Below are 20,724 nucleotides of genomic sequence, written 5' to 3' on the forward strand. Positions count from 1 at the left end.
GGTGCGAACCGGGACGGGCTCGCACTGGACGGCTCCACGCGAGGACTCGACAATATCCAAACAGGATCGGTGGGATGGCCGATCGACTCGATCAGGGAGGCGCCACGCACGGCGAGAAGTGACGCAACAAGCATGGTTCCCGACTATTACGAGAGACTGGGCGTCGACCCGGCCGCCACGGCCGCCGAGATCGACGCCGCGCTCCGGAAGAAGCAGCCGGCGTGGTCGATGGGGACGCGAAATCCCAAGACCCGACATGCCAACCAGCTCTTTCTCGACGAGATCCCCGCGCTCCGCCGCGCCCTCATGGGCAGCGCCGAGACCCGCGCCGCCTACGACGCCGAGCTTGCCGCTGCGCAGATCGCGGACCGCGACGAGAAGCTCGACGACCTTCAGCGGCTGATCCGCATCCGGGCCGCCAAGGGAGGACTCGGCGCGCCGGACTTCGCCCTGCTCCGCGCCGAGGCGAGCCGGCTGGGCCTCGAACCGGACGTGCTCGACCGCTTGACCCGGCTCATTCCCAAGCTCACGGATGACGCCGTCCACGACGCCGAGCCGGAGAAAGACGCCGAGCCCCCCGCCGACGTGCTCGATCCCTCGACTCGTCGGCAGATCCGGTTGGCCCTTGAGCACCTGGGGCGCCGCGACCTCTACGACGCTCTCGGGCTGTTTCGCGACGCGCCGCTCTCGGTGATCGCCGCCCGCGCCGACGAGGAGCGCCAGCGGTGGATGAAGAAGGCCCAAGTGACCGCCGAGAAGACCGCCTGGCTCGAAGCGATCTCGCACGCGCAGTCGCATCTCGGCGCGGCCAAGTCGAGGGCGCGCTACGACCGGACGCTGATGCTGGAAGCCGAGGAGCGTTTCGACCAGACTGCCGACTTCGCGCTCCAGGGGCGCGATCGTCTCGACGCCGGCACGCGGGCGATCCTCATCGACGAGGCCGGCGCATTGGGGATCTTGCCCGACCGCGCGAGTCGGCTGCTCCAGCGCGCGTGCCGGCGCTGCGGCGCGGCTCTCGACTTGTCGGCCGCCCACGCCGCGACGCCGTCGGTCGCGGGCCAGCCGAAGTCCGCGGCGGCCTCGGCCGGAAGCAACGGCGCTTACAAGGTCGTCCGCTGCCGCAACTGCGCGGGGGTGAGCGAGGTCAGCCCGGTCGCCCGCCGAGCCGGCCCCGCCCGCTGCAAGCACTGCGGCGCCTCGCTCAAGTGGGAGTGCCCCGTCTGCCGGCGTTCAAGCTGGGTCGACCAGCCGCGCTGCGCCTGCGGCTTTCGGCTGGTTCTTCGCGAGGCGCTCGTCCGTCATTTCTCCGCGGCGTTGCATGCGTTTCGGTCGCACGACCTGGAGACCGCCCGCCGCCATCTGGAGAAGGTTCAGTCGTTCGCGCCGCACCACGTCGGCGCGCGCAACGGAATGGCCAAGATTCAGGAGCGCCGGGTCGAGATCGAGCAAGCCCGGATGGTTTTCGAACTCGCCGAGGCTGGCGGCCGGATGACGGCGGCCCTCAAGGCCCTCGAAGCGTGGCGGCGGATCGACGATCCCGGCTCGGCCGAGATCCGCAAGGCGCGCGAACTCGTCGCCGATCGGGTGCGGCGGGCCGAAGGGCTGGCGGCGAAGGCTCGCAAGCTGGAGCGCGTCGACCCGCCGCAAGCCCGGAGAATCTACCGCATGAGTTTGGAGCTGGCCGCCGACCTGCCGAACGCCCTCGACGGCCTGAGCCGCTGCCCTCCCGACGCGCCGACGAACCTGGAGGCCCGAGCGCTCGGCGACCGGGTCCAGCTCTCCTGGACTCCTCCCGAGGCCGACGGCCTGGGCCCACTGACCTTCGCGATCATCCGCAAGCGGGGCGAGCTGCCGAAGCACCCTGGCGACGGCACGCGGATCGCCGAGGTCTCGACGGCCGAGTTCGACGACCGCCGCGTCGAGCCGGCCGAGACGGTCAGCTACGCCGTGCTCAGCAAGCGGGGGGCCGCCGAGTCGCTGGCCGCGGTGGCGGCCGGACCGATCCTCTTCCTGCCCGACGTGGAGGACCTCCGGGTCGCGACCCGCGAGGGCGAGGTGTCGCTGTCGTGGGTGGTCCCGCGAGGCGCCACCGAGGTTCGCGTCGTCCGCAATCAGGAGGCCGCGCCCAAGAACCCGCGCGACGGCGCGCGCGTGCCGGCCGCGCGCGACCAGGCCGTCGATCGCGACGTCGCCGACGACAAGGTTTACCACTACGGCGTCTTCGCGATCTATGCGACGCCCGACGGCCGCCGCTTCCCGTCGCCGGGGGTGACGGTCTCGGCCCGCCCGAGCCCGCCGGTCCCGCCTCCGGGACCTCCCCGGATCATGCTCGCGCCCGGCGGCCAGGTTCGCCTCGATTGGATCGAGCCCGCGCGCGGTTCGGTGCGGCTGCTGCGCTCTCTCGAACCTGTCCCGCACGCCCCGGGCGCGATTCTCTCCCTCGCCGAGGCCGAATCGCTGGCGGGAGAGTGGGTCGAGCTGACCGGCCCGAATCGGGCCGAGGACTTCGATCCGCCGGCCGCCGGCTCGTGCCGGTACACGCTGTTTGCGTCGCTGGGACACAGCCTGGTCGTCGGCCACGGGGCCAGCCTGAGCCGGGTCGCCGACCCGTCGGGCCTCCGCGCGATCCGGCTCGGCAACGCCCCCGGAGAAGCCGCCGGCGGTCGGGTCCAACTTCGATGGAACTGGGCCGCCGACACCGTCTCGGCCCGGATCGTCGCGCGCCAGGGGACGTCGCCGATCGGCCCGGACGATCCCGCCGCCCTGGGGGTCGCGGTCTCGCGCGCCGAGTACGACCGGTTCGGCTCGTGGCTTTTCCACCTGCCGGCCTCGTCGCCGGACGAGCCGAGCGACTTCGAGCTTCATCCGGCCGACGGCGGCGGCCCCGTCCCGCCTCGCCTGGCCCACTGGCACGTTCGGGTCTACAGCGTCGCCGAGCTCGACGGCGCGACGTGCCTCTCGCCGGGCCTGGAGCCGTCGGCCGAGACCGTCGTTCCCGGCCCGCACCCCGAAATCACGGTCGCCTACCAGTTGAAGCGTCCCTGGCTCCCCGGCCGTCCCTGGTCGGTCTCGATGCGGACCGACCCCCCCGGCGCGAACGTGCCGCCGATGGTCGTCGTCGCCAACGCCCGCGCCGTGCCGCTCTCGGCCGAGGACGGCGACGTCGTCGCCCGCCTCCCCGCCGGCCGCGACGGCGCCAGCCACCCGATCCCCGCCGACCCCCGCCTGGCGTTCCTCGGCCTCCGCGCCTTCGTCGACCCCGGCTACGATCCCGACGCGCTTTTCCCCATCCGTCTTCGCCACCCCGAGGCCGGCGCGACCCGCGTTTGAACAGGTCGCGGCGCAAACCCTATTGAGACAAGGAGATGCGGATCATGGCGACGCCGATCAAGCTGAGTTCGTTTCCTCGATTGCCGCGTTCTGGTAGGATGGTGGTTTCACGAAATCGGGTGTGAGAAGCAAGAAATCCGTTGATAAAACAGGCGCTTTCGGAAGACTCCGGCGCGTCGTGGTCGATGGTGATGGAAGCGGCAGACGACGAGGGCACCAGGATGAACCGATACAGCGGCGACGCCGACGATTATTACGTCAATGTGAATCTGAACACCGAGATGGAGCTTCCCAGCAATCGCGATACGGTCCTCCACTTCTTCGAGCAGATGCGGAAGGGCTTTCCCGAGATGAGCAACTTCCACACCAGGGAGAACGGCGACCTGGTGCTGGAAGGCGACAAGGAGGAAGACTCGTACCGTTGGGTTTCCATCGAGCCGCGGCGACTGGGCTCGGGCCATACCAATCCCGAGTCGACCGAGGACGCCTACCGCCAGCACGAATTGCTGCTTGAGCTGGCCCCGCCGCTCTTGACCATCAGCCTGCTCGACTGCGAAGCCCTCGACGTCATGTACGGTTTCGACTTCACGTACGACGGCAACCATGACGAGGTGGTCGCCGAGGCGCTCGGCGTCGGCGGCGCACTCGAAGGTCTGCTCGAAATGCCGCGCGCGAAGGTCGTCAACTTCGAGCCGTCGCTGACGATGGCCCTCGACGAGTCGTGCCAGCTTCAGTGCCGGCTGTCTATCGAGACCCGGACGAGCGCCCATCAGATCCGCACGGGCGACTTCGCCGAAGACCAGATCAGCCTCTACTTCACGGTCCGGCAGTACTGGGGGAACGGCCCCGACCTCTCGTTCCTGGAGTCGTTCCGTCGCCAGCGCGAGATCGGCGAGGAACTCCTCAATCGCTCGGTGATCCCCCGGATCGTGCGACCGCTGGCCCAGGTCATCGCCTCACGGTAAGCATTCGCGAAACAATAAACTTGAGCAAACCTGGGCCGCCGTCTGGGTGCCACGCGGTTCGGTACTCCGAACCCGTGCGGAACGGCCGAGGGCTCTCGGGGCACGGGGCGAGTACGACCCGTGGCACACTGGCTCCTTTGGGTTGGATTCGGGGATGTCACGATGATTCGGTTGAGCAAGTTGGCGCGGAACCTGACGCCCGAGATCGCCTTCACCGTGCTGGCCCAGGCACGGGCTCTCAAGAGCCGGGGCAAGGACGTGGTCGAGCTGGAGATCGGCGACAGCCCGTTCGCCACCACACCGCACGCCAAGGAGGCGGGCGTCCGGGCGATTCGCGACAACCAGACCGGCTACGGCCCGAGCCTCGGCCTGCCGAGCTTTCGAGAGGCCGCCGCCCGCTTCGTCTCGACCGAGTTCGGCTATCCGGCGACCGCCGAGAACATCGTCGTCGCCTCCGGGGCCAAGCCGTTCGAGCAGTACTTCGCCGAGGCTCTGATCGATCCCGGCGACGGCGTCTTGCTGTTCAGCCCGCACTTCCCGACCTACATTCCCAATCTTGAGCGCCGGGGGGCTCGCGCCGTGCTGGCCCCGCTCCGCGTCGAGCAGGCGTTTCGACCCCAGGCCGAGGACGTCCGCAAGTTCCTGGCGACCGACCCCCGCCCCCGCGCCATCTTCCTGAACTCGCCGCACAACCCCACCGGCGGCGTGGCGACGCACGACGACCTCGCCGCGATCGCCGACGTCGTCCGCGGCACCGATACGATGGTCTTCTCCGACGAGCCGTACTGCCACATGGTCTGGAGCGGCCGGCACGCCTCGATCTTGTCTCAGCCGGGCATGCTCGATCACTGCGTCGCCGCCTACACGTTCTCGAAATCGTACAGCATGAGCGGCTGGCGGATGGGGTTCGCCGTCGCCCACCCGGACGTGGTCGCGGCGATCGGCAAGCTGATCAACACGGCCGTCTCGTGTAGTCCTCCGTTCGTCCAGGAGGCAGCGCGGGCGGCTCTCGAACATGACGCGGCCACGCGCGACGAGTATATGGAGCGGTTTCGCAAGAAGGTCGACCGCCTCTGCGACGGCCTGGAGAAGGTCGAGGGCGTGGGCGTCGTCCGCCCGGCCGGCACGTTCTACGTCTTTCCCGACGTCCGGCCGATCTGCAACCGGCTGGGGATCGTCTCGCACGGCCTGGCGATGTATCTGCTCGAAGGGGCCGACGACGGGTTCGGCGTCGCCTGCCTGGGGGGCGAGTGCTTCGGCGAAGCCGGCCAGGGGTTCCTCCGCTTCAGTTGCGCCGAGCCCGACGAGCGCATCGACCAGGCCATGGCCTTCCTGCCCGACGCACTCGGTCGCCGCGACCGCATCGCGAAGTACCTGGAAGCGAATCCCCAGTACGTCTTGAAGCAGCCTTACCCCGAGGCGTAGATGAGCCCGAAAGCCGCGCCGAAGCTTGAGAAGCCCGTCGATCCCTGGGCAAAGGCGATCCGCCACCTCAAGCGAGTTGATCCTCAATTCAAGGCGGTCATCCAGCGGGTCGGCCCATGCGGCCTGGCGCCTCGGGAAGACCGGTTCGGGGCGCTCGTGACGGCGATCGTATCTCAGCAGATCTCGACCAAGGCCGCCGCGTCGATCAACGAGCGGCTGCACGTTCTGGCCGGTCGTCCCCACGACCCGCGGCGGCTGCTCGAACTCGACGAGACGGCGCTGCGCGGCGTCGGACTGTCGGGGAGCAAGGCGCGGTACGTGCTCAACGTGGCGACGGCCGTGGCCGACGGCTCGGTCCCCGTCGATCGCTTCGACGAATCATGGGATGACGATAGGATCATCGAAGCGTTGACGTCGATCAAGGGCGTGGGCGTGTGGACCGCTCATATGTTCCTGATCTTCGTGCTCAACCGCCCCGACGTCCTCCCCGTCGGCGACCTGGGCGTTCGGGCGGGGCTCCGCGACTGGCACGGCCTGGCGGAACTGCCCAAGCCCAGCGACTGCCACGCGCTGGCCGAGCCCTGGCGGCCCTACCGATCGGTGGCGAGTTGGTATCTCTGGAGGAACGGCGACGCGCCTTCTTAGTGAGGCGCCAGCCGCCGGGTCGGCCGTTTTCTCGACCGACCCGGGCGGGCAGGACGGATTCGCTCACCACCAGCCGCGACGGCCATAGCCGTAAGCTCGCGGGCCGTAGACGCCGTAAGGACGCGGTCCCCAGCCCGGGCGATAGACTCCGTAGGGAACAGGCCTCATCATGGGCACCATGGGCGCCGGCCTGACGATCACACCAGGGGCCGCCGCGACGTACGAGTAGGGGGCCATCGGCGCGACGATGGGCCCTGGAGCGATCATCGGCCCGTTGGCGACGGTCACGAAGCCCGACGGACCACCGACGCCGATGTAACTTCCGCCGCCGTAAAACTGAGCTTTGGCCGGTGCCGAGCCGACGCACAAGATGATCGCCAGGGTCGATGCAAACAAGAACGGCTTCGTGCGCATTCCACTCACTCCTTCATCGAGCCAAAAGGCACCCATCCGCAAAGGCCGATGGGACGCGTTGAACCACGAGGGTCTTCGTTCCGGCGCTTCTTCTTATTGGTACGAACAACGGTCTCGTTTGGTGGGTCGGATGATCAAGAAACCCTGCGGATCGATCCCTGCCGTTGTTCGCGACGGAACGTCAGTTGAGGATTTCGAGCTTCGGCATCTTGGGGTTTTTGATGTTCTGGATGCTGATCTGGGCGGCGAGCCGCTCGACGACTTGCAGCAGATACGGGCGAGAGGGGGAGCCTTCTCGCAGGGCCTCCTCGATCTTGCCGTCGTCGCCGCTCTCGCGAAGGAACAGGTTGAGCGGAACCTCGCCGAGGAAGGGGACTTGCAGCTCCTCCGCCTTGCGCCGGGCCCCCCCCTGACCGAAGATGTGGACCCGCTCGTCGCCCGGCGCGTCGAAGCAGGCCTTGTTCTCGGCCAGCTTCTTCGCCTCCGGTCCGCCGCGCTCCTTGAGGTACGCGAGAACGTCGAAGAACGCCATGTTCTCGACCATGCCCAGCACCGGCACGCGCAACTGGCGGAACATCGCGATGGCTCGCACGGCGTCGAGCAGGGCGACTTCCTGAGGCGTGCAGATCACCACCGCCCCGGTCAGGGGCAAGGTCTGGGCCAGGGTCAGGGGGACGTCGCCGGTTCCCGGCGGCAGGTCGATCACCAGGTAGTCGAGCGGTCCCCAATCGACCTGTCGGAGGAACTGCTGCATGATGCCGTGAAGCATCGGCCCGCGCATGATGACGGCGCGGTCGGGTTCGAGGAGGAAGCCCATCGACATCAGCTTCAGGCCGTTGGTCTCGATCGGCTGGATACGCTCGCCGCGCGCCATCGGGCGGCCGGTAGCCCCGACCAGGTGGGGGATCGACGGTCCGTAGACGTCGGCGTCCATCAGACCGACCGACGCGCCGTACGACTTCAGCCCGAAGGCGATCGTCGCGGCCATCGTCGACTTGCCGACGCCCCCCTTGCCCGAGCCGACGGCGATCACGTTCTTGATGCCGGGGATGTCGCCGGTCTCGGCGGCGCCCTTGCCCCGGACCTCGGCGGTCATCGCGATTTCGATCTTCCAGTCGCCCGACAGCCGGTTCGTGAGAGCCTGGCGGACGTCGCCTTCAATCTTCGCCTTCATCGGACAGGCGGGGGTCGTCAGGTTGACCGTCAGCGCGACGACGCCGTCGCCGATCTTGACGTTCTTGATCATCCCCAGGTCCACGAGGTCGCGGCCCAGGTCGGGGTCCTTGACCCCCTTGAGCGCCTCGAGAACGTCCTTCTCGGTGAGCGCGGAATGGGTCTTGCCGAACATCAAGCATGGTCCCCGGATCGTGACGGTTTCGCCACAAGGTTGATTGGGTGGGCCAGAGTGATCCCTTTCAATCCATTGTAGGGAATCCCCCTCGAAGCGACTAGGAGTCGTCCGGGGGCGGCTCGTCCGGCTGCGCCGGCGCGAGGGCGTTTCCGGCCTCGGCGATCAGCCCGTCGATCCACTCCATCGGGTGCTTCACCGGGTCGACGGGCAAGGGGCGCGACCAGCCCGCGCGCTCGATCTCGACCGCCGCCAGCGTCACCCATCGCGCAATCAGCTCGGCGACCTCGGGAGGAGCGGCGAAGCCTGATACGACGTGCGTGGCGCCCAGCTCGCGAGCCAGCTCCTTGACCCCTTCGCGGGCCTCGGGATCGATCACCAGGACCCGCGCCGACGACTCCCGGGCGATGATCCCGACCAGGTCTTCCAGCGGGCCGGCCGGGTCTTTTCCCAGGTCGATGACGACCACCGGCGCGGCCAGCCCGTCGATCGCCCCGGTCAGATCGGCCGCCGACCGGGTCTCGAACCAGCGGACGGGCAAGTCTTGCAACCGAGGCCGCAACTGCCTCGCCCAGTTCCCCCGCCGCTCGTGCAAGATGACGGCGACCGGCGATCCCTCATGGACGCCGCTCGAATCGGTCATGACGCTCGGTCCTCTCGGCTTCGTCTCGGCGGCCTGGGCGGTTTTTTTGGAATTTGGTGTTATACCAAACGCCAGGCGGTCGTGTGACGCGGGGAACTTGGACGGATCAACGCAATTGGCGATGGGTACTGGATGGACCATGGGTGGTGGACCGAGGTAGAATCCGGGTCCGCCGGAGATCTATTGCAGTATTCGGAATTGCGGACGCGATAGAGATCATGCGGTCATTTCCTTGTACCCGAGACGGGGGCCTGCGCCATGAGCGACCGTTATCCTTGCGGTTCCTTGAAGCGTCGTGGTTTTTTGGGGGCCGCGGCGTCGTGGCCGTTCGCCGCGTCGCTGCTTTCGTCGTCTTCGTCATCGGCCGCCGACGAGGCCCAATCGCGGGTGGTCGGCAGCGCGTCGCATCACGGGCCCAAGGTCGACGCCCTCGGGAAATTCGCCGCGCCCGGCCTGTACCCGGGGCGAGTCGTCGAGGTGAAGAATCCGGCGATGATCCGCAACGGCGCCCGCAGTCGCGAAGCCGTCAAGGCGACGCTCGACCGGGGCCTGAAGGAGCTGACCGGCGCCGGCGACGCGACGGCCGCCTGGCGAACCTTCTTCGAGCCCGGCGACGTGGTCGGGATCAAGGTCGTGCCCAACGGCCAGCCCTACGCGCATTCCTCGTTCGAGCTGGTCCTGGAGACGATCGAGGGGCTGAAAGCCGCGGGGGTGAAGCCCGGCGACATCTTCGTCTACGATCGCTATCGCCAGGAGTTGCTGGCCGCCGGGTATGACAAGATCCTCCCCGCCGGCATCCGCTTCGGGGGACTCACGGCCGACGGCGGCGATCAGCTTGCGCTCGACTTCGAGGGCTTTCGCGACGACCCGATCGCCGGCTACGACCGGGACGCCTTCGTCTGGATGGACCTGGTCAACTACGGCGACAACCCCAAGGACGACCGGGCGTACCGGTCGCATCTGGGGAAGTTCGTGACGAAGGTCGTCAACAAGATCGTGGCGATTCCGGTCCTCAAGGACCACGGTTCGGCGGGGGTGACGGGCGCCCTGAAGAACATGAGCCACGGGTCGGTCAACAACGTGGCTCGGTCGCACACCAACACGTTCACGAACGTCTGCAACCAGTTCATCCCCCAGGTCGTCACCCACCCGGTGATTCGCTCGAAGTTCGTCCTCCAGATTATGGACGGCATCCGGGGCGTCTACCAGGGAGGCCCGTTCGCCCATGCCCATGAAAACGGCAAGTGGACGTGGGAGTACAACGGCCTCCTGCTCGCCACCGACCCCGTCGCCCTTGACCACATCGAGTGGGGGATCATCGACGCCAAGCGCGCGCTTGCGAAGCTGCCCCCCGTCGCCGCTTCGGGCAAATCGGCCCTTGACCCGCTCGGGACCGAGGGGTTCGACGTCCGCCAGCCGCAGCACATCGCGCTCGCCGGCGCGCTTGGCATGGGCAACTTCGACCTCACGTCGTCGCCCCGAGGACGCCGCTACCTCGTCAAGCATTCGGTCGTCAACCTTTGAGAACTCGGTAGTGACGAATTCCGGGACCGAATCCGGTCGCGCTTTGACGGAGTCATCGCAGCGAGTTGATGCCTTTTGGGGTTACGGGCCGGCTTTCTTCTTCCACCGGACGATCGTCACGGTGCCGTCTCGGCTGCCGACGGTCACCATAGGCTGCCTTCGCGCCACGGCGAGACTGTCGATCTCGCCGTGGCTTATTTTGATGCGATTCTCCTCCTCATAGAGCGGAGGAAACGAACTCCGCAACACCACTTCGCCGTTCTCGAGGGCCGCGACGATGTGATCGTCAGACGAAAGGGTCACGCACTGGGGACCGCTGGCCGAGCCCACCGGGAGAGTCGCCTCCACGCTCCGTGTATCGAGGTTCCATATTTTGATTGTTCTATCGGAGCCTGCCGTCAGGAGTCGACTCCGAGTCGGGAAGAAGTTCAAGCTCTGAATCGCCCTCGTCTGGTCCTCAAGGATCGCATGCAGCTTGCCGGATTTCAGATCCCAAAGTCGAACGTCGGAGCCAAAGCCGGCGCGGGCGAGAACGCGATCACCGTACCCGTCGTCAGTCTGGCTCTCTTGTCAAATGCAAATCTCTGCTCGCCCGAGGCGACGTCCCAGATCCGGATGATGGTTTCAACCCGGTCGAGGCGAGCATCGTCCCGTCGTGGGAAAAGACGACGCCGTCAACCACGTCTTCGTGCTGTGCAATCGGCGACGTCCCAGAGCCTACCGAGCCGTCGCGGCTTCCGGAGGCCAGGAGCGTCCCGTCGGGGGAGAACGCGACGTAATTGCTCCTGTCCTCATGCCCGACGAGGTCGACGGATTCAAGCGTGTAATCGGCCTGTGGAGCCATGCACAGGTAGATGGTCGCGAGACGCAGCAGGATCGTGTGCATGGGGCGTTCCTGATGATTGGGACGTTCGACACCTTCGCCCCGCATCATGCAGGATGCACATCGAATCGGAACGCCCTGTCCGCGAATCCCGATTGCGGTCGGAAAAAAAATGCGCCGATTGGTGAATGATGTCATAGGTTTGAACTGCAGGAAATTGGTGACGCTCCCGGACGCCCGGGATCGTGATCGCGTCGATGCGAATGACGACCCGGCTTTAAACTTCTCGGAGCCACAACGATGGCGGGCGAAACCTCGGCGATTCGCGGCATGTTCTTCGATTTCGTGGACGATCCTTGGAAGCATGTCGGGCGCGAGCAGGAGTCCGCCCGATTCATCTTCGATGGGCTGATGGTGGTCGAGGACGGCCTCATCGCCGACTTCGGCGACTACGCCGAGGTGTCGAAGCGTCATCCGGGCGTCCAGGCCACCCACATCACCAACCGCCTGATCCTCCCCGGTTTCATCGACGGGCACGTCCACTTCCCGCAGGTGCGCGTCCTCGGCGCCTACGGGAACCAGCTCCTCGACTGGCTCCAGAACTGGATCTTCCCCGAGGAAGAGAAATATAGCGATCGCAACTACGCCCGCGACGCGGCCGGCCGGTTCTTCGACGCCCTGCTCGCCGGCGGCACCACGACCTGCCAGGCGTTCACCACGAGCAACCCCGTCTCGACCGAGGAGCTGTTCGGCGAGGCCGCCCGGCGCAACCTGCGTCTCATCGCGGGCCTCACCGGCATCGATCGCTTCGCCCCCCAGACCACTGTCATCAGCCCGGAGTACTTCTACAGCGAGTCCAAGCGGCTGATCGAGCACTACCACCGCAAGGGCCGGAATCTCTACGCGATCACGCCCCGGTTCGCCGTCGGCTGCACCGACGAGATGATGGAAGCCTGCCGGAGGCTCAAGGAAGAACATCCCGACTGCTGGATCAACACCCACATCTCGGAGAACCCGTCCGAGCTGCGGACGTCCCGGAACGAGTTCCCCGACTGCCAGGACTACACCCAGGTCCATGAGAAGCACAAGCTGCTCGGGCCGAAGTTCACGGCCGGCCACGGCATCTGGCTCTCGGACGACGAACTGCAGCGGTTCTCGAAGGCCGGCGCCGCCATCGCGTTCTGCCCGCTCTCGAACCTGTTCCTGGGCAGCGGCCTGTTCCGGATCGGCCGCGCCACCGACCCCGAGCACCCGGTCCGGGTCGCGCTCGGCTGCGACGTGGGCGGCGGCAACGCCTTCAGCCTCATCCGCGTGCTGGAGGAAGCCTACAAGATCGGCATGTGCAACAACACGATGCTCGACGGTTCGGTCGACCCCCGCTTCCAAAACGGGGCCGAGGCCGAGCGGAACAAGCTCAATCCGTATCGCGGCTTCTACCTAGCCACGCTCGGCGGCGCCCGGGCCCTCTACCTCGACGACCTGATCGGCAACTTCGACAAGGGCAAGGAGGCCGACTTCGTCGCGCTCGACTGGAACGCCGGCCAGGCGGCCATGAGCTGGCACCAGTCGCTCATCACCGGCGGCAACGCCCCCGAGACCATGGACCAGGCGTCGCAGCTCCTCTTCGGGATCATGGCCTGCGGCGACGACCGCAACGTCGACGAGACCTGGATCGCCGGCCGTCGCGCGTACAAGAAGGCCGGAGCCTGATCCGCCTCGGGCGGCCGGGGTTCGCACGCGAACCCCGCGTCGGCTCCCGCAACCGTACCCGTCGGGATCTCGAGGGCCCGGGTCGTCCCGCGGCCCCCCTGTCGCCCGATCGCGTCGTCGCCGAGAGGAATGAACGAGTCTTCGAAACCGTCCGGTTGGATGAAAGGCCCCGATGGCGACCATGAACAGCCCGACCCTGGACCTACACGCGTCGCGATCCTCGGCGGTCGTGGTTCAGCGCGTCCCCCCCAAGGCCGCGGCGGCCTTCGTCGAGTGGCAGCGCGAGTCCGTCCGCGTCGCCGAGGGGTTCGCCGGCTACAGCGGCACGGACATCTATCCCCCGGCCGCGGGCCGAGGTGACGAGTGGGTCGTCCTTCTCCACTTCCTCGACGAGGAGTCCCTGACACGCTGGCTCGACTCTCCCGAGCGGGCCCGACGAGTCGAGGAACTCCGGGCGAAAATCGGCGATTTCGACCTGAAGACCTTGGGTGACGGCTTCGGCCCGTGGTTCGCCCGGCAAGGTCGGACCGAAGCTGCGGCCCCGGACTCTTGGAAGATGGCCCTGACCGTCCTCCTGGCCCTCTTCCCGATCGTCATGCTCCTGAATATTCTCGTCGGACCGCTGACGTCGCCCCTGGGCCTCGCCGCCTCGATGCTCATCGGCAACGCCTTGAGCATCTCGATTCTCCAGTGGGCCGTGATGCCCCTGCTGACGAAGGGGCTCGATCCCTGGCTCTCCGGGAAGCGATCGGCCTGGCGTTGGACCCCGTTCCTGATCCTTCTGGCGTTGGCCGTCCTGACGGCCCTCTTCCGCCAGGTCACCGGCTGAGCCACACGTCGGAGCATCCCCGCACGTCTCGCACGCGGACTTCGAAGGACCAGGGCGAATCCGCCCTGGTCCACGGCAGCGACCGCAGGAACTCCATGAGAGAGGATCATGCCGGAATTGTAGAAGAACCTCGGCCACACGCTTAGGCCTGGGCGGGTCGCCGCCTCAGCAACGAGGGCAAGAACATCAGGAGGCCGAGGCAGGCGGTCAGCGCCAGGAAGAGGGGAGACCAGCCCGAGGCCGGCACGACCATGCCGGGGATGAACACGGCGGTTTCGCCCGCCTTCCGGCTGCTCTGGTGGAAGACCTGAACCGGCCGGAGCGTACCGTCGGGAAGCCGGCGGTCGCTCTGGTAGACGAGCGAATAGCTGGCGCCGAGCCGTTCGGCGATCGTCGTGTAGACGGCTTTCAACTCCTCGGCTCGCTGGGCGGGATAGTATTGACCCCGGGTCGACTCGGCCAGCGCCTTGAGGGCGTCGCCGGCGATCGCCTCTTCGGTTCCCAGGCCGAGCGTGTAGACCGGCAGGCCGAGGCGCCGGGCCGCGGCGATGTCGGCCGGCAGGTTGGCCTCCTGACTGGACGTGTCGTGGCCGTCGGTCAGGGCGAGCACGGCGCGTCGGCCGTGCTCGTGGTCGAGCATCGCGAGCGCCTCGGCCACCGCGTCGTAGAACCGGGTGGCGCCGCCGGGGTGAAGCCGATCGACGGCGGCGCGAACGCGGTCGCGGTCGGTCGTGAACGGGCAGATCAGATCCACCTCCGAGCCGAACGCGACCACCGCCACCCGCGAGCCCTCGGGCGTCTTCTCCAGGAACGTCGCGACCGCCTCCTTGAGCGATCCCATCCGATCCTCTTCCTGCATGCTCAGGCTGCGATCGACGACCAGCACGATCGTCGTGGCGACCGACTCGGTCGTCAACGGGGCCTGGAATTCGAGGATCGGCAGCTCCTTGCCGTCCTCGGCGACCCGGAACTCGTCCTTCCTGGCGTCGCGGAGGAACGTGCCGTCGGGCCGTCGCAGCTCGAACTGCACGGCGATCCGGGGGAACTCCTGCTGACTGGCTCCGGTGACGACGACCGTGTTCCCGGCCTCGGGCGGGGGAGGCGCCTCCTCGGCCTCCAGCGTACTCGACAGCGCGAGGAACAACAGCAATGCCGATGCAGACAGGCCGGGTTGCAACACCCTTCTCCCGCAAGGGGAGAAGGCAGGATCGCGACGGCCCGTGTTGCAGACGATGCGGCTCATGACCCGTCCCCCTTGCGAACGACGTTCCGGCGCGGGAACGCGACCCACGACGCCGCCGCGAGCGCCGCGCCGAGCAGCCCCCAGACGATCAGCAGCATCGGTGCGGACAATGGGGAACCGACGACCCCCTCAACGCTCCGAATCGCCGCGAAACCCAGGGCCGAGGCCAGCAACCCGACGGCCGCGCCGGCGAATCCGGAAGCCGCGACGTCGAGCCGATCGCCTCCCCGGCTCCCCAGCACCGCGCCGATCAGAAAGCCCAGCGCGCTCATCACGACCGCCGTGGCCGGCAGGCCGGGCTCTCCCGTCCCGCTCGGCGGCAGACCCAGGGGAAGCCGATCCGCGAACCCGACGAGCAGGCGAAAGCTGATCAGGACGCTTGGAAACAGCCAGAACCTTCGCTCCAGCGGCAGCGAGGCCAGCCGGGAGCCGAACGAAACGCCCGCGATGTTTGCGTCGACCGGCTCGTCGGGGAATGCGACCGCCATCGGGCGTTCGACGCGGACCTCGATTCGCTTCGTGCCGCCGTTGCTGGCGACCACGATCGTCCCCAGTTTCGTCGAGGTCGCGGCTTCGGGAACCTCGATCTCCACCCCGATATCGCTCTGGTCGATCGTCAGCAGCGGCTTTCCGTTCAGGTCGGGGGACAGCCGCAGACCGCCGGGGGTCGACGATTCGATCTGGATGGTCGAGCGCAGCAAACGGTAGCCGACGTTGGTGATCCGCAGCGATTGGCGAATGACTCCACCCGTCGCGCCGGTGCGGACGACGAGCGTCTCGGGGTGGACGTCCAGCTCCGGGGCACTCGACCGGGTCGAGGGAAGTCGGCCCAGCCAGGCGTCGAGAGCCTCGTCGGGCGTCTGCCCGGGCTCGTGGCGAGGGATAAGATCGGTTCGCTGAATCCGCCGCAGGTGTTCGGTCAGCCGACCCGACGCCAGCTCGTCGCGAACCAGCGGCCAGCGCTGGGCGGCCAGGGTCAGAAAATCGTCCCAGGTCCGACAAACCGCGCCGCCGGGGAACGTGTAGGTGGCGTTCGGTGGCGTCGTCGACGGGGGCTTCGGTCTGACGGGCTCGGCGACGACAGCTTCGCCCCCTTCCGGCTCGCGCTGGACCAGGAGCTGGACGCCGCCGACCTGTATCACGTCGCCCGGCTGGAGCTTCCGCTCCTGGCCGCTCAGCAGGCGCTGCCGATTCACGAAGGTGCCGCCGGGGCTTTCAAGGTCGCGGACGGCGAGGCTTTCAGCGGTCGCGACGAGGCAGGCTTGCCGGCCGGACATCCGCCGCGGCGACGCTCCTTCCTGGTCGCCGAGATCGACGTGGGCGGTCGTCGCCTGCTCGTTGCCGATGGTCGTCTCGCCCGCGCCGAGGGCGTAGCGACGCCCGACGTCGCGCCCGCGAACGACTTCCAACGCCCATCGTTTCCGCGTCGTGGTGGTCGCCATGATCCCTATCGTCGTCGGAAGACCAAGGAAGTTCGTCCCAGCTCGATTCGATCACCGTCGTTGAGAACCCGCGCCGAGGAACAGACGACGCCGTTGACCTTGGTGGCGCCCGACTTGGCCAGGTTCCGCAGCATGTAGCCTTGCGATGTCCGTTCGATCTCGGCGTGCTCGCGCTCGACGGCGGCGTCGCCGAAGACGCCTACCTCGGCGCGCTCGTCGAGTCCCAACCGGCATCGCGGGCGAGCCAGCAGGTAGATCCGGCCCTCTTGCCGACCGCTGGCGATCTGCACCCAGGCCTGCCGCAGCGCCTGCTCCACCAGGGCCAGGAAGAGGCCGAGCCCGCCCCCCAGGATCACGATCCCGAGCGCCTGGCTGAGGTCGTAGCGGTTGCCGAGCGCGACCCGCAGGGCTTCGAAGCAAAGGCCGCCGACGAACCCTCCCAGACCGCCGCCGATCAAGCCGAAGGTGAGCCGCTGCCACGAGCGGTCGGCGAGCCCCTGCCCCAGCCCGATCCCCAGGCCGAGCACGGCCCACGACGCCGCCCGTCCGAGCAGCCCGCCCTGGAACACGCCGATCACCACCTCGCCGAGCACCAGGCCGAGCGCCCCGCCCAACGCCGCGGCGGGCGTTCCCCAGGCGACGGCCCGTGCCAGCTTCCGCCAGGCGCCGTCGCGCCACGGCCCCCAGGCGTTCAGGAAGAACCCGATCGAGCCGCCGAGGATCGCGCCGGCCAGCGCGTCGCGGACGTACACCGAATCGGTCCGCACCAGCTCGACGTAGAGATACAGGCCGAAGAGCCCGCCCAGGGCGCCGGCCAGAGCCAGGTCGTACGCCTGCCGCAGGCTCGCCCAGCTTCGCCGGGGTCGCGGCGACGCGGAGGGGGGCTCGATCGTCGATTGGATCGAAGTGGTGGTCGTGATGGTCATACTTTGTTCATCACCCGCAGCGAGCGGCCTCCCTCGGCGATGACGCGGGCGATATGGCCGAAGGTCTGGACCAGCTCGCCCCCCTTGACGAAGATCGACGCCGCCTCGCTGCTGGCCAGCCGGCTCAGGTACTCGCGGTCGGCGGCGCCCGTGCCGATCGCGACGACGTCGATCCCCTGCCCTCGCGCCCCTTGCGCCTGTTCGACCGCGCTCTCGGGGGCGTCCGGGAAGCCGTCGGTCAGGATCACGACGTATCGCTTCCAGTCGTCGGCGACGAGCTGGCCGCGGGCCATCTCCAGGGCGTCGGTCAGGTTGGTGCTCCCCTCGGCTTCCAGGCGGTGGATCGCGGCGTGCAGCCGGCGGACGTTGCTGGTGGGGGGCGACTGCAAGTTCACGACGCTGGAGAACGAGATCAAGCCGACCTCGGTCGTCGTGAAGTCGCAACGGTCGAGGAACTCGCGCGCGGCGGTCTGGGCTTCGATGAGCGGCGCGCCCATAATGCTCGACGAGACGTCCATCAAGAGCATCACCCGAATCCGCTCGGGACCGCCGACGGCCACCATCTCGGGGGGCTCGCCCATCCACGAGAGATCGTCGGGGACGGCCTCGACCGTCATGGCCAGCCGATGTCCGCTGTCGCGCTGGGTCGCCCGCACCTGAACCACGCCGTTGGCGTCGTACGACAGGCCGACGTCGATTTTCACCTCCGCGTCGCTCGGGTGGATACCCGTGAAGACGTACTTGCCCAGGACCGTGCAGTCGAGCGGCGAGGGGCTCTCCCCCTGGGTCAGATAGACTTCGAGCCTTGTATTCGCCCCGCCGTGGGTGGCGTGGATGTAAGACCGGACGTTCTCGGCCGGGATCGCCACGTTGCGGCGGATCACGACGTCGTTGACGTAGGCCGTCCCCTCGGGGTTGACCGCGACCACCCCCAGGCTGTGCGACATCACGTCGGTCACCCGTCGCGCCGTCGTCGCCGTGCCGGTCCCGCCTCCTCCGAGCGTGAATTTGGGCGTGGCGTCGCCGATCGACTGGCCGGCTTCCATCGCGGCCTGGACCGCCGCGCCGAGCGCCACGACCTCGTCGACGTTGACCCCGGTGCGTGGGGCCTTGCCGGCCGTCCTGGTCACGTACGACCGGACCATCGGCATCCGGGTCGAGCCGCCGACGAGCAAGACGCCGTCGAGCCTGTGCCACGAGAGACCGGCCTCGTCGAGCGCCTCCTCGGTCAGCCTTCGGGTCCGATCCATCAGCGGGGAGGTCATGGCCTCGAACTCTTCGCGCGAGATCTCATAGGTCTTGCGCTGGGCGCCGAGTTGAAGGGTGACGCGGGTCGAGGATCGTTCCGAGAGCGCCCACTTGGCCTGTTCGCTGCGGACGAGGACTTCGTTCAAGGCGACGGGGTCGTCGAGCGGGTCGAAGCCGGTCTCGGCCGCGAACTGCTCGGCCAGGAAGGTGGCGATGCGGTCGTCCCAGTTCTTGCCTCCCAGGTCGTGGTCGCCGGCCGTGGCCAGCACGGCGATGTCGTCGGCCGTGATCCGGGCGACGGTGACGTCGAACGTGCCGCCGCCGAGGTCGTAGATCAGGACCGTCTCGTCCTCGGCGCCAGGCTTGTTCAGACCGTAGGCGAGGGTCGCCGCGGTGGGCTCGTTGATGATCCGCAGCACTTCGAGCCCGGCGGCGTTCCCGGCGGCGATGGTCGCCTTCCGCTGGGCGTCGCCGAAGTACGCCGGCACGGTGATCACGGCCCGGTCGATCTCGTCGCCGATCGCCGCTTCCGCGTCGTCCTTGAGCTTCTTGAGCACGATCGCCGCGAGGTCGGCCGCCGAGTAAGTCTTGCCGTGGAACTCAAGCTGGTAGAGCGGGCTCCCCATGTGCGGCTTGAAGAAGCTGGCGATCTCGGCGTCCCCCAGCCGCGCCCATTCCTTGGCCTCCTGCCCGACCACCGGCGGATCGACGCCGAAGTAGATCACCGACGGCGTGATGTTCGCCCCCTCGCGATTGGCGATCACCTCCGGCCTGCCATACGCATTCCGACGCGCCACCACCGAGTTGGTCGTCCCCAGGTCGATCCCGACGAAGCTCGCCATGTCGCGTCCTCACTCGCCCTCGCGGTCGTTTTGAACACGCGGCAGAATCGTCTCGCGGAACCACTCTTGGAAGGCTACGGCCCAAGGGGTGTCGTCGCCGATCGAATATTGACGGAGGAATCGCCCGATTTCCTCCATGGGCACGAACGGGAAGATCCCGCTTCGCGGAACGACCTGGTAAGTCCCTGGATCTTGAAGCTGGAGCACGTCCTGGCGGTCGCCGTCGAATCGCCAGACTTCGGGGATCTTCAAGGCGGCGCAAATGCCAAGGCGATGCCGCGAGTCGCTGGTGACGTCGATCTCGATCGCCAGGTCGGGAGGCGGGTCGACGTCGAGATCGACCCGCGCCCAGTCGGCGACTTTGCCGGCGTTGGAAAAGTAATAGCACTGATCGGGCTCTAGACCGCGCTTCAATCGCTTGCGGTTGAGCGTCGTTGACCCCACACCTACAACGCTTGTTCTCGATTCCAAGGTCATGATATCGATCATCCGACCGATCAAGGTTTTGTAGCGTTCGTGAAGGGAGAGGGGCGTCATCAGTTCCAACGTCCCTTGATCGTAAGTCAGGCGGATCGGGCGATCTTCCAGGACTTTCAAGAAGGTCTGATAGTCCTCCCAGGAAATGTCATGAAGCACGAATCTCTGGGCGGTTCCCTGAAGCTTCGCAGGTGCGGCCGTGGTCATGTCGCATCCTCCTCGCGATCGTTCGGAACCCGTGGCAGAATCGTCTCGCGGACCCAGCTTCGGAACGCCTTGGCCCAGGCCCTGTCCGTGCCGTCGCCGTAGTTTTGAACGAACCCGGCGAGTGCGTCCGTCGGCACGAGGGGGAAGGAGAGGCTCTTTTTGGAAGGGACGTATTTGTCGTTTCGAAGGATCAGCACCGAGAGCTTCTCGCCGTCGAATCGCCAGACTTCGGGAATCTTCAGCGCCGTGTAGATTCCCAGTCGAGGTCGCGAGTCGCTCGTCACGTCGATCTCCACGGCGAGGTCGGGAGGGGGGCCGACTTCCGCATCGTACTGCTTCCAGTCGCCCACCTTGCCGGCGCTGGCGATGTGGAAGCAGGCGTCGGGCTCGAGACCGCATTCGAGGAGTTTGCTCGGAAGCGTCATCGACCCGAAGCTGTAATAGTCGATCTCCAATTCATCCGCGAGACTCTCGATCATCCGGGTGAATAAGGATTTATACCGCTCGTGAATCGGGAGTGGCGTCATCAGTTCCAGCGTCCCATGATCGTAAGTCAAGCGGATCGGGCGATCTTCCAAGACTTTCAAGAAGGTCTGATAGTCCTCCCAGGAAATGTCGTGAAGCACGAACCTCTGGGCGGTTCCCTGAAGCTTCGCAGGTGCGGCCGTGGCCATCTTGCGTCC

General features: G+C 67.4%; 18 protein-coding genes and 1 pseudogene. 7 read left to right on the plus strand and 12 right to left on the minus strand.

Annotated features, from left to right (window positions below; genetic code table 11):
- Positions 1-132: 132 nt before the first annotated feature.
- The 4 genes from BSF38_RS02085 to BSF38_RS02100 all read left to right on the plus strand — a co-directional run bounded on the left by BSF38_RS02085 (position 133) and on the right by BSF38_RS02100 (position 6,365).
- Positions 133-3,330 carry a fibronectin type III domain-containing protein gene (locus BSF38_RS02085; protein WP_076343234.1) on the plus strand — a complete coding sequence of 1,066 codons (3,198 nt, stop codon included), beginning with the start codon at positions 133-135 and terminating at the stop codon, positions 3,328-3,330.
- Positions 3,331-3,551: 221 nt separating this feature from the next.
- Positions 3,552-4,295 carry a hypothetical protein gene (locus tag BSF38_RS02090; protein WP_076350539.1) on the plus strand — a complete coding sequence of 248 codons (744 nt, stop codon included), beginning with the start codon at positions 3,552-3,554 and terminating at the stop codon, positions 4,293-4,295.
- Between the two features lie 162 nt (positions 4,296-4,457).
- Positions 4,458-5,720: a pyridoxal phosphate-dependent aminotransferase gene (locus tag BSF38_RS02095; protein WP_076343235.1), complete on the plus strand. Its 1,263-nt coding sequence runs from the start codon at positions 4,458-4,460 to the stop codon at positions 5,718-5,720.
- Positions 5,721-6,365 (plus strand): DNA-3-methyladenine glycosylase family protein, encoded by a 645-nt coding sequence (locus BSF38_RS02100; protein WP_076343236.1) that lies wholly within the window; start codon positions 5,721-5,723, stop codon positions 6,363-6,365.
- Between the two features lie 63 nt (positions 6,366-6,428).
- Here BSF38_RS02100 and BSF38_RS02105 read toward each other — a convergent pair whose 3' ends face one another.
- The 3 genes from BSF38_RS02105 to BSF38_RS02115 form a co-directional block, all read right to left on the minus strand.
- On the minus strand, positions 6,429-6,779 hold the full coding sequence (locus BSF38_RS02105) for a hypothetical protein (RefSeq protein WP_076343237.1): 351 nt from the start codon (positions 6,777-6,779) through the stop codon (positions 6,429-6,431).
- A 181-nt stretch (positions 6,780-6,960) separates the two neighbouring features.
- On the minus strand, positions 6,961-8,127 hold the full coding sequence (locus tag BSF38_RS02110) for an Mrp/NBP35 family ATP-binding protein (RefSeq protein WP_076343238.1): 1,167 nt from the start codon (positions 8,125-8,127) through the stop codon (positions 6,961-6,963).
- Between the two features lie 100 nt (positions 8,128-8,227).
- On the minus strand, positions 8,228-8,770 hold the full coding sequence (locus tag BSF38_RS02115) for a hypothetical protein (RefSeq protein ID WP_076343239.1): 543 nt from the start codon (positions 8,768-8,770) through the stop codon (positions 8,228-8,230).
- A gap of 258 nt (positions 8,771-9,028) precedes the next feature.
- On the opposite strand from BSF38_RS02115, the gene BSF38_RS02120 reads away from it, so the two are divergent.
- Positions 9,029-10,294 (plus strand): DUF362 domain-containing protein, encoded by a 1,266-nt coding sequence (locus BSF38_RS02120; RefSeq protein WP_076343240.1) that lies wholly within the window; start codon positions 9,029-9,031, stop codon positions 10,292-10,294.
- 81 nt (positions 10,295-10,375) lie between these two features.
- Here BSF38_RS02120 and BSF38_RS02125 read toward each other — a convergent pair whose 3' ends face one another.
- The 3 genes and pseudogenes from BSF38_RS02125 to BSF38_RS02130 form a co-directional block, all read right to left on the minus strand.
- On the minus strand, positions 10,376-10,624 hold the full coding sequence (locus BSF38_RS02125) for a hypothetical protein (RefSeq protein ID WP_237170705.1): 249 nt from the start codon (positions 10,622-10,624) through the stop codon (positions 10,376-10,378).
- 45 nt (positions 10,625-10,669) lie between these two features.
- Positions 10,670-10,783, minus strand: a pseudogene (locus BSF38_RS32555) (WD40 repeat domain-containing protein); the annotation flags it as partial.
- A 64-nt stretch (positions 10,784-10,847) separates the two neighbouring features.
- A complete protein-coding gene (locus BSF38_RS02130; protein ID WP_076343242.1) occupies positions 10,848-11,180 on the minus strand; it encodes a WD40 repeat domain-containing protein in 333 nt (110 codons plus the stop codon).
- Between the two features lie 237 nt (positions 11,181-11,417).
- On the opposite strand from BSF38_RS02130, the gene guaD reads away from it, so the two are divergent.
- Positions 11,418-12,827: a guanine deaminase gene (gene guaD, locus BSF38_RS02135; RefSeq protein WP_076343243.1), complete on the plus strand. Its 1,410-nt coding sequence runs from the start codon at positions 11,418-11,420 to the stop codon at positions 12,825-12,827.
- A 172-nt stretch (positions 12,828-12,999) separates the two neighbouring features.
- On the plus strand, positions 13,000-13,656 hold the full coding sequence (locus tag BSF38_RS02140; RefSeq protein ID WP_237170706.1) for a putative antibiotic biosynthesis monooxygenase: 657 nt from the start codon (positions 13,000-13,002) through the stop codon (positions 13,654-13,656).
- A gap of 142 nt (positions 13,657-13,798) precedes the next feature.
- Here the strand turns inward: BSF38_RS02140 and BSF38_RS02145 are convergent, their stop codons facing one another.
- From BSF38_RS02145 to BSF38_RS02170, 6 genes are read right to left on the minus strand one after another with little or no spacing between them, the layout of a single operon-like run.
- Entirely contained in the window at positions 13,799-14,899 is a 1,101-nt protein-coding gene (locus tag BSF38_RS02145; RefSeq protein WP_083712638.1) for a vWA domain-containing protein, read from the minus strand.
- Positions 14,896-16,341, minus strand: coding sequence for an FHA domain-containing protein (locus BSF38_RS02150; RefSeq protein ID WP_076343245.1), 1,446 nt, complete (start codon positions 16,339-16,341; stop codon positions 14,896-14,898). Before BSF38_RS02150 ends, BSF38_RS02145 begins: the two co-directional genes overlap by 4 nt.
- Before the next feature lie 5 nt (positions 16,342-16,346).
- Positions 16,347-17,267: an FHA domain-containing protein gene (locus tag BSF38_RS02155; protein ID WP_076343246.1), complete on the minus strand. Its 921-nt coding sequence runs from the start codon at positions 17,265-17,267 to the stop codon at positions 16,347-16,349.
- Positions 17,264-19,357: an Hsp70 family protein gene (locus tag BSF38_RS02160; protein ID WP_076343247.1), complete on the minus strand. Its 2,094-nt coding sequence runs from the start codon at positions 19,355-19,357 to the stop codon at positions 17,264-17,266. The genes BSF38_RS02155 and BSF38_RS02160 overlap by 4 nt, the downstream gene beginning before the upstream one ends.
- Positions 19,358-19,366: 9 nt before the next feature.
- Positions 19,367-20,041 carry a Uma2 family endonuclease gene (locus BSF38_RS02165; protein ID WP_076343248.1) on the minus strand — a complete coding sequence of 225 codons (675 nt, stop codon included), beginning with the start codon at positions 20,039-20,041 and terminating at the stop codon, positions 19,367-19,369.
- Positions 20,038-20,715 (minus strand): Uma2 family endonuclease, encoded by a 678-nt coding sequence (locus BSF38_RS02170; RefSeq protein ID WP_076343249.1) that lies wholly within the window; start codon positions 20,713-20,715, stop codon positions 20,038-20,040. Before BSF38_RS02170 ends, BSF38_RS02165 begins: the two co-directional genes overlap by 4 nt.
- Between the last annotated feature and the right edge of the window lie 9 nt (positions 20,716-20,724).

The sequence above is a fragment of the Paludisphaera borealis genome (genome assembly GCF_001956985.1).
Classification (GTDB): domain Bacteria; phylum Planctomycetota; class Planctomycetia; order Isosphaerales; family Isosphaeraceae; genus Paludisphaera; species Paludisphaera borealis.